At 34.2% G+C, this 10552-nt stretch carries 11 protein-coding genes and 5 tRNA genes; all 16 read left to right on the plus strand.

Annotated features, from left to right (window positions below):
- The first annotated feature begins 31 nt into the window (after positions 1 to 31).
- The 16 genes from rpsU (at position 32) to rpoB (ending at position 10491) form a co-directional block, all read left to right on the plus strand.
- Positions 32 to 229 carry a 30S ribosomal protein S21 gene (gene rpsU, locus Q0958_RS12670; protein WP_150900580.1) on the plus strand — a complete coding sequence of 66 codons (198 nt, stop codon included), beginning with the start codon at positions 32 to 34 and terminating at the stop codon, positions 227 to 229.
- A gap of 82 nt (positions 230 to 311) precedes the next feature.
- Complete coding sequence (locus tag Q0958_RS12675) at positions 312 to 1199, plus strand: tyrosine-type recombinase/integrase (protein WP_299123647.1); 888 nt, start codon at positions 312 to 314, stop codon at positions 1197 to 1199.
- Between the two features lie 12 nt (positions 1200 to 1211).
- Positions 1212 to 1520 (plus strand): HPF/RaiA family ribosome-associated protein, encoded by a 309-nt coding sequence (locus Q0958_RS12680; RefSeq protein WP_272150237.1) that lies wholly within the window; start codon positions 1212 to 1214, stop codon positions 1518 to 1520.
- 97 nt (positions 1521 to 1617) lie between these two features.
- Positions 1618 to 1691: transfer RNA gene (locus Q0958_RS12685), tRNA-Thr, on the plus strand.
- A gap of 43 nt (positions 1692 to 1734) precedes the next feature.
- Positions 1735 to 1817: transfer RNA gene (locus Q0958_RS12690), tRNA-Tyr, on the plus strand.
- A 67-nt stretch (positions 1818 to 1884) separates the two neighbouring features.
- Positions 1885 to 1957 (plus strand) — tRNA-Gly (locus tag Q0958_RS12695).
- Between the two features lie 12 nt (positions 1958 to 1969).
- Positions 1970 to 2042 (plus strand) — tRNA-Thr (locus Q0958_RS12700).
- 77 nt (positions 2043 to 2119) lie between these two features.
- Positions 2120 to 3307, plus strand: a complete 1188-nt coding sequence (tuf, locus tag Q0958_RS12705; RefSeq protein WP_150900585.1) for an elongation factor Tu — start codon at positions 2120 to 2122, stop codon at positions 3305 to 3307.
- Positions 3308 to 3375: 68 nt separating this feature from the next.
- Positions 3376 to 3448: transfer RNA gene (locus Q0958_RS12710), tRNA-Trp, on the plus strand.
- A gap of 56 nt (positions 3449 to 3504) precedes the next feature.
- Positions 3505 to 3699, plus strand: a complete 195-nt coding sequence (gene secE / locus Q0958_RS12715; protein ID WP_272150239.1) for a preprotein translocase subunit SecE — start codon at positions 3505 to 3507, stop codon at positions 3697 to 3699.
- Positions 3700 to 3715: 16 nt separating this feature from the next.
- Entirely contained in the window at positions 3716 to 4270 is a 555-nt protein-coding gene (nusG, locus tag Q0958_RS12720) for a transcription termination/antitermination protein NusG (protein ID WP_150900588.1), read from the plus strand.
- A 66-nt stretch (positions 4271 to 4336) separates the two neighbouring features.
- Positions 4337 to 4774: a 50S ribosomal protein L11 gene (gene rplK, locus Q0958_RS12725; RefSeq protein WP_150900589.1), complete on the plus strand. Its 438-nt coding sequence runs from the start codon at positions 4337 to 4339 to the stop codon at positions 4772 to 4774.
- A 20-nt stretch (positions 4775 to 4794) separates the two neighbouring features.
- Positions 4795 to 5484: a 50S ribosomal protein L1 gene (gene rplA / locus Q0958_RS12730; RefSeq protein WP_272150240.1), complete on the plus strand. Its 690-nt coding sequence runs from the start codon at positions 4795 to 4797 to the stop codon at positions 5482 to 5484.
- A gap of 21 nt (positions 5485 to 5505) precedes the next feature.
- Entirely contained in the window at positions 5506 to 6021 is a 516-nt protein-coding gene (rplJ, locus tag Q0958_RS12735) for a 50S ribosomal protein L10 (protein ID WP_272150241.1), read from the plus strand.
- Positions 6022 to 6071: 50 nt separating this feature from the next.
- Complete coding sequence (rplL, locus tag Q0958_RS12740; protein WP_150900595.1) at positions 6072 to 6443, plus strand: 50S ribosomal protein L7/L12; 372 nt, start codon at positions 6072 to 6074, stop codon at positions 6441 to 6443.
- 235 nt (positions 6444 to 6678) lie between these two features.
- Entirely contained in the window at positions 6679 to 10491 is a 3813-nt protein-coding gene (rpoB, locus tag Q0958_RS12745) for a DNA-directed RNA polymerase subunit beta (RefSeq protein WP_272150242.1), read from the plus strand.
- Positions 10492 to 10552: the final 61 nt, after the last annotated feature.

The raw sequence follows: 10552 nt of genomic DNA on the forward strand, positions 1-10552 counted from the left end.
TAGAGACTACAATGAAAGGAGGTGCTAACAAATGTTAATTATTCCAGTAAAAGAAGGAGAGAATATCGATAGAGCGTTAAAACGTTATAAGCGTAAATTTAGTAACACTAAAACGTTAAAACAATTACGTGACAGAAAGCAGTTTAATAAGCCATCTGTTGTAAAGCGTGCTCAGAAGATAAAAGCATCTTACGTTCAGAGTTTAAGAACAAAAGAAGAAATAGGTTAGTAATAAGCTATTTTAAAGATATAAAACCTGTGTTGATTTCAATACAGGTTTTTTTGTACATTTATTTTAAATAAACTTACCAATGTTATTAGAAGCTTTTCTAGAATACTTAACTCATGAGAAAAAGTATTCAAAACATACAATTCAAGCATATAAAACTGATTTAATTGCTTTTAGAGATTTTTGTGTGGTTGAATATGAAGAAGAAGAACTAACAGAAATTCATTATAATCAAATTAGACCTTGGATGGTGAGTTTGATAAATGAAGGTATTTCAAATAGGAGTGTGAATAGAAAAATGAGCTCTTTAAAAACGTTCTATACTTTTTTACAAAAAATAGGAGAGGTTAAAATAAATCCTTTGGCAAAGCACAAAGCATTAAAGATTCAAAAAAAAATACAAGTACCTTTTGATCAAAAGGAGGTGGGAGAAGTTTTAGATATTATGAAGGAAGGTGTCGATTTTGAATCGGTAAGAGACCGCTTAATAGTAGAATTGTTATATTCAACAGGGATAAGAAGAACAGAGTTGATAAATATAAAAGAGAAAGATGTTGATTTTGTTAAGAAAGTTATAAAGGTTTTAGGAAAAAGAAATAAAGAAAGATATATAATGTTGTTGCCAACGGTGTTAGATACTTTGAATCAGTATATTGGTCTAAAAAAAGACTATGAGTTGGAAAATGTAACTGAACTTTTGATAACTAAAAAGGGAGTTAAAATTTATGAAACTCTTGTTTACCGAATAATAAATACGTACTTTAGTAGGGTGTCAACTAAAGCAAAAAAAAGCCCACATATCTTGAGGCATGCTTTTGCTACACATTTACTTAATAATGGTGCGTCATTAGATTCGGTTAAAGAATTACTAGGGCATTCAAGTTTAGCCTCCACTCAAGTTTATACGCATAATAGCTTGGAGCAAATAAAGAAAGTATATAACAGTGCTCACCCTAGGGAGCCTAATTAAAGATTGAAAATTATGAAAGTATTCACGCAGTCAGTAAACTTTACAGCAGATAAAAAGTTGATAGATTACATTGAAAAGAAAGTAGGAGGTTTAGAAAGGTTTCATGATAAGATAGTAGATGTAGAAGTTTTTTTAAAAGTTCAAAATACTAGTGAAAAAGAAAATAAAATATCAGAAATTAAAATTAACATCCCAGGAAATGAATTGATGGTAAAAAAACAAACAAAAACCTTTGAAGAGGGTGTCAGTATTGCGATTGAATCATTAAAAAGAAGCCTGAAAAAATCAAAAGAAAAACATAGAGATTCGTTGGTTTCATAAAAAGATAAAAAATATTTCAAAAAAGTTTTAAAAATTAAAAATTACTTTATACATTTGCAGTCCGTTAGAAATAGCGGATTGTTTTTTTATAACAATTGCCGATGTAGCTCAGCTGGCTAGAGCAGCTGATTTGTAATCAGCAGGTCGGGGGTTCGAGTCCCTTCATCGGCTCAAGTTCTTAAACAAAAACGGATAAGATTTTATTGAAAATCTTGGGGAGATTCCAGAGCGGCCAAATGGGACGGACTGTAACTCCGTTGTCTTACGACTTCGCAGGTTCGAATCCTGCTCTCCCCACTTTTTTAAAATTGAAAATTTGATTTTTAAATCTAGGTTTAATTGTTAAATTAGCGGTTTTAAATAGGCGAGAGTAGCTCAGTTGGTAGAGCGTCAGCCTTCCAAGCTGAATGTCGCCGGTTCGAACCCGGTCTCTCGCTCTAAAATTCCAAGCCGGTGTAGCTCAGTTGGTAGAGCGCATCCTTGGTAGGGATGAGGTCACCGGTTCAAATCCGGTCATTGGCTCTTTTTTAGTGAAAAGAGTTTAAAAGAGTTTTAAAATAACACTAAATATATTTAACTAAGAATTAAAATTAATAATCATGGCAAAAGGAACTTATGATCGTTCGAAACCGCATTTAAATGTTGGTACTATTGGTCACGTAGATCACGGTAAAACTACTTTAACTGCTGCAATTACTAAAGTATTAGCTGATGCAGGATTTTCTGAACAAAGAGCTTTTGATCAAATCGATAACGCTCCAGAAGAAAAAGAAAGAGGTATAACAATTAACTCTTCTCACGTAGAGTATGCAACTGCAAACCGTCACTACGCGCACGTAGATTGTCCAGGTCACGCCGATTATGTAAAGAACATGGTAACTGGTGCTGCTCAAATGGATGGAGCTATCTTAGTAGTAGCTGCAACAGATGGTCCAATGCCACAAACTCGTGAGCACATCTTATTAGGACGTCAGGTAGGTATTCCACGTATCGTTGTTTTCTTAAACAAAGTTGATATGGTTGATGATGAGGAGTTATTAGAGTTAGTAGAGATGGAAGTTAGAGATTTATTATCTTTCTACGAGTACGATGGAGATAATGGTCCTGTTGTTGCTGGTTCTGCTTTAGGAGCTTTAAATGGAGAGCAAAAGTGGGTTGATACAGTTTTAGAATTAATGGAAGCTGTTGATACTTGGATTGAAGAGCCACCAAGAGATACTGAAAAAGATTTCTTAATGCCAATCGAGGATGTATTCTCAATTACAGGTCGTGGTACTGTTGCTACTGGTCGTATTGAAACAGGAATCATCAACTCTGGAGATCCAGTAGAGATTATCGGTATGGGTTCTGAGAAGTTAACTTCTACAGTAACTGGTATTGAAATGTTCCGTCAAATCTTAGATAGAGGTGAGGCTGGAGATAACGCAGGTATCTTATTAAGAGGTATTGCTAAAGAAGATATTAAAAGAGGTATGGTAATCTGTAAGCCAGGTTCAGTAACTCCACACGCTAAATTTAAAGCTGAGGTATACGTTTTAAAGAAAGAAGAAGGTGGACGTCACACTCCATTCCATAATAACTACCGTCCACAATTCTACGTACGTACAACAGACGTAACTGGTAACATTAACTTACCTGATGGAGTAGAGATGGTAATGCCAGGAGATAACTTAACTATTACAGTTGATTTAATCCAACCAATCGCATTAAACATTGGTTTACAGTTCGCAATCCGTGAAGGAGGTAGAACAGTAGGTGCAGGTCAGGTAACTGAAATCTTAGACTAATTAATAATTAGTTTACAGCATAAAAAAAGGAGTCTCTTTAAATAGAGAGGCTCCTTTCAAAATGAAATACGGGTTTAGCTCAGTTGGTAGAGCACTGGTCTCCAAAACCAGGTGTCGGGGGTTCGAGTCCCTCAATCCGTGCAAAAATCAAAGCGAGTTACGGTTTAAATACTGTAGCTCGTTAAAAGGATAAAAACATGAATAAATTTATACAATACATCAAAGATTCTTTTGAAGAATTAAATACAAATATGACTTGGTCATCTCGTGAAGAAGCTCAAAAGTCAACTGTAGTGGTTGCTGCATTTACAATTGTTTTTGCATTAGCAGTAGCAGGTATTGATAAAGTTTTTCATACTGGATTAGACTGGTTTTTTAACCAATTTAACTAGATATAATTTTTAGATTATGGCGGCAGATAATTCAGTAATGAAGTGGTATGTTGTAAGAGCTGTTGGAGGTCAAGAGAATAAGGTTAAAACTTATATTGAGACTGAAATTGCTCGTTTTGGATTATCAGATTATGTTAATCAAGTAATAGTCCCAACAGAAAAAGTTATCCAAGTAAGAAACGGAAAGAAAATAAATAGAGAAAGAGTTTATTTTCCAGGATACGTAATGGTTGAAGCTAACCTAGCTGGAGAGGTTCCTCACGTAATTAAATCAGTAACCGGAGTTATTGGTTTTTTAGGTGAAACAAAAGGAGGAGAGCCTGTGCCAATGCGTAAATCGGAAGTAAACAGGATGTTAGGTAAAGTAGATGAACTTTCTGTGAGAGATGAAAATGTCGCAATTCCTTATTCAGTTGGAGAAACTGTAAAAGTAATCGACGGACCTTTTAATGGATTTGACGGAACAGTTGAAAAAGTTAATGAGGAAAAACGTAAATTAGAAGTGATGGTTAAGATTTTCGGAAGAAAAACACCATTAGAGCTAAATTACATGCAAGTAGAGAAAATATAATTGTTACACCTATATTTAGAGATATTTGAAGCTTCCAATTTAAATATCTTGATTAAATCTTAAACAATGGCAAAAGAAGTAAGTAAATTAGTTAAACTACAAGTTAGGGGAGGTGCTGCGAATCCGTCGCCACCAGTTGGACCCGCTTTAGGTGCTGCCGGGGTTAATATCATGGAGTTCTGTAAGCAGTTTAATGCTCGTACACAGGACAAGCAAGGTAAAGTATTACCTGTTGTGATTACAGTTTATACAGACAAATCTTTCGAGTTTGTTGTAAAAACACCACCAGCTGCAGTACAATTATTAGAAGCGGCCAAAATTAAGAAAGGTTCAGGAGAGCCTAATAGGAAAAAAGTAGCAAGTGTTTCTTGGGATCAGATTCGAGGAATTGCAGAAGACAAAATGCCTGATTTAAATGCATTTGAAGTTGAGTCTGCAATGAGAATGATTGCTGGAACTGCTCGTTCTATGGGATTAACAGTAACAGGTGATGCACCTGCTTAAACTTTAAAAGATATTTAGAAATGGCAATTACTAGAAAGCAAAAAGAAGCTCGTGCTAAGATAGATAGATCTAAAGTTTATAGCTTAGAAGATGCATCAGCTTTAGTTAAAGAAATTACAAATGTGAAATTTGACGCATCTGTAGATTTAGCAGTACGTTTAGGAGTAGATCCTCGTAAAGCAAATCAAATGGTACGTGGAGTTGTTACATTACCACACGGAACAGGAAAGGACGTAAAAGTATTAGCATTAGTTACTCCAGATAAAGAAGCAGAAGCTAAAGAAGCTGGCGCAGATTATGTTGGATTAGATGAGTACCTTCAAAAGATTAAAGGAGGTTGGACTGATGTTGACGTTATTATTACTATGCCTAGCGTTATGGGTAAATTAGGTCCTTTAGGTCGTGTTTTAGGACCAAGAGGTTTAATGCCTAACCCAAAGACAGGAACAGTAACTATGGATGTTGCAAAAGCAGTACAAGAAGTAAAAGCTGGTAAGATTGACTTTAAAGTTGATAAAACTGGTATTGTACACGCTGCAATTGGAAAAGTATCTTTTGATGCTAAGAAGATTGAAGAAAATGCAAATGAGTTATTACAAACATTAATTAAATTAAAGCCAACAGCGGCTAAAGGTGCTTATATTAAGAGTATTTTTATGTCTTCTACTATGAGTCCTAGTGTTGCTGTAGATGAAAAATCTGTATCATAAGGCAGTTAAAACTTTTTAATTATGACTAGAGAAGACAAATTACAAGTAATAGAAGATTTAACAGCACAATTAGGAGATACTAGTACTATCTATTTAGCAGATATTTCTGGATTAGATGCAGTAACTACATCTAACTTACGTAGAGCTTGTTTTAAGGCTAACGTTAAATTGGCTGTTGTAAAAAACACAATGCTTTCTAAAGCAATGGAGGCTTCAGATAAAGATTTTGGAGACTTACAAAGTGTTTTAAAAGGTAATACTTCTATAATGATTGCTGAAGCTGCTAATGCACCAGCAAAAGTTATAAAAGAGTTCAGAAAAAAATCAGATAAGCCTTTATTAAAAGGAGCTTTTGTTGAAGAGGCTGTTTACATTGGAGATGACCAATTAGACGCTCTTGTTAACATTAAGTCTAGAGAAGAGCTTATTGGAGATATCATTGGATTATTACAATCTCCAGCTAAAAATGTTGTTTCAGCTTTACAATCAAGTGGAAACAAACTTTCAGGTATTCTTACAACGTTATCTGAAAAATAATTACGCGCACTAATAAACTAAAATAAATAAAATTTCAAAAAACAATTAAAATGGCAGATTTAAAAGATTTCGCAGAACAATTAGTTAACTTAACAGTAAAAGAAGTTAATGATTTAGCTACTATCTTAAAAGAAGAGTATGGTATTGAGCCAGCAGCAGCAGCAGTAGCAGTAGCAGGTCCAGCAGCAGGAGGTGATGCAGCAGAGGAAAAAACTGAATTCGATGTGATCTTAAAAGCAGCAGGAGGTTCTAAATTAGCAGTTGTAAAGTTAGTTAAAGAATTAACTGGATTAGGATTAAAAGATGCTAAAGCAATCGTTGATAGCGCTCCAGCACCAATAAAAGAAGCAGTATCTAAAGATGAGGCAGAAGGTCTTAAGAAGTCTTTAGAAGAAGCAGGAGCTGAGGTAGAGCTTAAGTAAGCTATACTCCCGATTTAAAACGGGAAAAAACAATTAAGGTTTAGGTACTAGAAACTCATGTTTTTAGTCCTAAACCATTTTGTGTATATATTCGTTCTTTATTTATCACAATTCGAAATTGTGATTTTACGACTATAAAGTGTTGGTTTTTAACCATCAAAAGCAATTAAAATTGCATTATTGAAACAGATAAGTTTCAAAAAATAATATTTTTAATTTAAAAATAGCATCTCTTTTGGCAACGATAAACACTACTGAAAGAATTAACTTTGCATCATCGCAGTTAGGAACTGATTATCCAGATTTTCTAGATATTCAGGTAAAGTCTTTCCAAGACTTTTTCCAATTGCAAACCAAAGCCGATGAGCGAGGTGAAGAAGGTTTGTATAAAACCTTTATGGATAACTTTCCGATTACTGATACCCGTAATCAATTTGTATTAGAATTTTTAGACTACTTTGTAGATCCTCCAAGATATAGTATTCAAGAATGTATTGAAAGAGGTTTAACACATAGTGTACCTTTAAAAGCTAGGTTAAAGCTTTATTGTACCGATCCTGAACACGAAGATTTCGAAACTATAGTTCAAGATGTTTATTTAGGTACTATTCCTTATATGACTAATTCTGGAACTTTCATTATTAATGGAGCAGAAAGAGTTGTAGTGTCTCAATTACACCGTTCACCAGGGGTGTTCTTTGGACAATCTTTCCACGCAAACGGAACCAAGTTATACTCAGCAAGAGTTATTCCTTTTAAAGGGTCTTGGATAGAATTTGCTACAGATATCAATCAAGTAATGTATGCTTATATTGATAGAAAGAAAAAATTACCAGTAACAACGTTATTCAGAGCCATAGGTTTTGAAAGAGATAAAGATATATTAGAGATCTTTGATTTAGCTGAAGAAGTAAAAGTTTCTAAAGCAGGATTAAAGAAAGTATTAGGGCGTAAATTAGCAGCAAGAGTATTAAAAACTTGGCATGAAGATTTCGTAGATGAAGATACGGGAGAAGTAGTATCTATTGAACGTAACGAAATTGTTTTCGACCGTGATACAATTATAGAGAAAGAACACATTGATGAAATAATCGACGCAGGTACAAAAACTATCTTATTACATAAGGTAGATAATGACATGGCAGATTATGCAATCATTCATAATACATTACAAAAAGATCCTACAAACTCAGAGAAAGAGGCAGTAGAGCACGTATATAGACAATTACGTAATGCTGAACCGCCAGATGAGGAAACAGCAAGAGGAATTATTGAAAAATTATTTTTCTCAGAACAACGTTATAGTTTAGGAGAAGTAGGGCGTTTTAGAATGAATACCAAACTAGGTCTTAATGAAGATATAGATCAAAAGGTATTAACTAAAAACGATATTATTACAATTATCAAATACTTAATTGAGTTAATTAACTCAAAAGCAGAAGTAGATGATATTGATCACTTATCAAACCGTCGTGTAAGAACTGTAGGAGAGCAATTAGCAGGACAGTTCGGTGTTGGTCTAGCTCGTATGGCTCGTACAATTCGTGAAAGAATGAACGTACGTGATAACGAGGTATTTACTCCAATTGACTTAATTAATGCGAAGACATTATCTTCAGTAATTAATTCATTCTTTGGTACCAACCAATTATCTCAGTTCATGGATCAAACAAATCCATTAGCAGAGATTACTCATAAACGTCGTTTATCAGCTTTAGGACCTGGAGGTTTATCTAGAGAAAGAGCAGGATTCGAGGTTCGTGATGTTCACTATACACACTATGGTCGTTTATGTCCAATTGAAACTCCTGAGGGACCGAATATTGGATTAATTTCATCTTTAGCAGTATTTGCAAAAGTTAATAATCTTGGTTTTATTGAGACTCCTTATAAAAAAGTAGTTGATGGAAATATAGATTTAAAACAAGAGCATATATATTTAAGTGCTGAAGAAGAAGAAGGAATGAAATTTGCTCAATCTAATTTAAAAATTGATGAGCAAGGAGACTTTGTTGAAGATAAAGTAATTTCACGTGAAGGTGGAGATTTCCCAGTAGTTACTCCAAATGAAGTAGACTATATGGATGTTGCGCCAAACCAAATTGCATCTATATCAGCATCGTTAATTCCTTTCTTAGAGCATGATGATGCCAACCGTGCATTAATGGGATCGAATATGATGCGTCAAGCAGTTCCATTATTACGTCCAGAATCTCCAATTGTAGGTACAGGATTAGAGCGTAGAGTAGCAAAAGATTCTCGTATCTTAATCAATGCAGAAGGAGCTGGAGTTGTTGAGTATGTTGATGCAAATAAAATTACAATTAAGTATGATAGAACTGAAGAGGAGCAAATGGTAAGCTTCGATTCAGATGAAATTTCATATAACTTAATTAAGTTTAGAAAAACTAACCAGGGTACAAATATTAACTTAAAGCCAATTGTAAAAGTTGGAGATAGAGTTGAAGAAGGACAAGTACTTTGTGAAGGTTATGCAACACAAAAAGGAGAATTAGCTTTAGGAAGAAACATGAAAGTTGCCTTTATGCCTTGGAAAGGGTATAACTTTGAGGATGCGATTGTGATTTCTGAAAAAGTTGTTCGTGAAGATATCTTTACTTCTATACATATTGATGAATATTCATTAGATGTTCGTGATACTAAATTAGGAGCAGAAGAATTAACAAACGATATTCCAAATGTTTCAGAAGAGGCTACTAAAGACTTAGATGAAAATGGAATGATTCGTATTGGAGCAGAAGTTAACCCAGGAGATATCTTAATTGGTAAGATTACACCAAAAGGAGAATCTGATCCAACACCAGAAGAAAAGTTATTACGTGCTATTTTTGGAGATAAAGCAGGAGATGTAAAAGATGCATCATTAAAAGCTTCACCATCATTAAGAGGAGTAGTAATTAATAAAAAATTATTCAAACGTGCAGTAAAAGATAAGAATAAGCGTGCTAGAGATAAAGAGGCGATTGCAACTTTAGAAGCATCTTACGTATCTAAGTTTGAAGGATTAAAAGATAGATTAGTAGAGAAGTTATTTACTTTAATTACAGGTAAAACTTCACAAGGTGTATTTAACGATTTAGGAGAGGAAGTATTACCAAAAGGTAAGAAGTTTACTCAAAAAATGTTGAATTCAGTAGAAGATTTTACACATTTACATGGTACTTGGACTACAGATAAAGACTTAAACAAGTTAGTTGTAGAATTAGTACATAACTATAAGATTAAAGTAAACGATTTACAAGGAGTTTTACGTCGTGAGAAGTTTACAATTTCTGTAGGAGACGAGTTACCAGCAGGAATCTTAAAGCTTGCAAAAATTTACGTAGCTAAAAAACGTAAGTTAAAAGTAGGAGATAAGATGGCAGGACGTCACGGAAATAAAGGTATTGTAGCACGTATTGTACGTCAAGAAGATATGCCTTTCTTAGAAGACGGAACACCAGTAGATATAGTATTAAATCCATTAGGGGTACCATCTCGTATGAATATTGGTCAGATTTATGAAACAGTTCTTGGTTGGGCTGGAGAAAAATTAGGTCAAAAATATGCAACACCAATTTTTGATGGTGCAAATATTAACGAGATTAATGATTTAACAGATCAAGCAGGTATTCCTCGTTACGGACATACATACTTATATGATGGAGGTACAGGAAAACGTTTCGATCAGCCAGCAACAGTGGGTATAATTTATATGATTAAGTTAGGTCACATGATTGAAGATAAGATGCACGCGCGTTCTATTGGACCTTACTCATTAATTACACAACAACCATTAGGAGGTAAGGCACAATTTGGAGGTCAACGTTTCGGAGAGATGGAGGTTTGGGCACTTGAAGCATATGGTGCATCAAGTATCTTAAGAGAAATCTTAACTGTAAAATCGGATGACGTATTAGGTAGAGCTAAAACATACGAAAGTATTGTTAAGGGTGAATCTATGCCAGAACCAGGATTACCAGAATCATTTAATGTATTAATGCACGAACTGAAAGGTTTAGGATTAGACGTTAAATTAGAGGAATAATAAACAGTGAAATATCATTAGGTAGGATGTTTTCTACCTAATGATAAATCATTTTAAATAT

The organism is uncultured Tenacibaculum sp., from assembly GCF_947499065.1.
In the GTDB taxonomy this organism is placed as follows: Bacteria; Bacteroidota; Bacteroidia; order Flavobacteriales; family Flavobacteriaceae; genus Polaribacter.

Bases quoted from the DNA above. Each gene is read 5' to 3' on its own strand.
- rplK (WP_150900589.1), top strand. From the start codon at position 4,337: ATGGCAAAAGAAGTAAGTAAATTAGTTAAACTACAAGTTAGGGGAGGT.
- secE (WP_272150239.1), top strand. From the start codon at position 3,505: ATGAATAAATTTATACAATACATCAAAGATTCTTTTGAAGAATTAAAT.
- rplL (WP_150900595.1), top strand. From the start codon at position 6,072: ATGGCAGATTTAAAAGATTTCGCAGAACAATTAGTTAACTTAACAGTA.
- rplJ (WP_272150241.1), top strand. From the start codon at position 5,506: ATGACTAGAGAAGACAAATTACAAGTAATAGAAGATTTAACAGCACAA.
- rpsU (WP_150900580.1), top strand. From the start codon at position 32: ATGTTAATTATTCCAGTAAAAGAAGGAGAGAATATCGATAGAGCGTTA.
- Q0958_RS12675 (WP_299123647.1), top strand. From the start codon at position 312: ATGTTATTAGAAGCTTTTCTAGAATACTTAACTCATGAGAAAAAGTAT.
- rplA (WP_272150240.1), top strand. From the start codon at position 4,795: ATGGCAATTACTAGAAAGCAAAAAGAAGCTCGTGCTAAGATAGATAGA.
- tuf (WP_150900585.1), top strand. From the start codon at position 2,120: ATGGCAAAAGGAACTTATGATCGTTCGAAACCGCATTTAAATGTTGGT.
- nusG (WP_150900588.1), top strand. From the start codon at position 3,716: ATGGCGGCAGATAATTCAGTAATGAAGTGGTATGTTGTAAGAGCTGTT.
- Q0958_RS12680 (WP_272150237.1), top strand. From the start codon at position 1,212: ATGAAAGTATTCACGCAGTCAGTAAACTTTACAGCAGATAAAAAGTTG.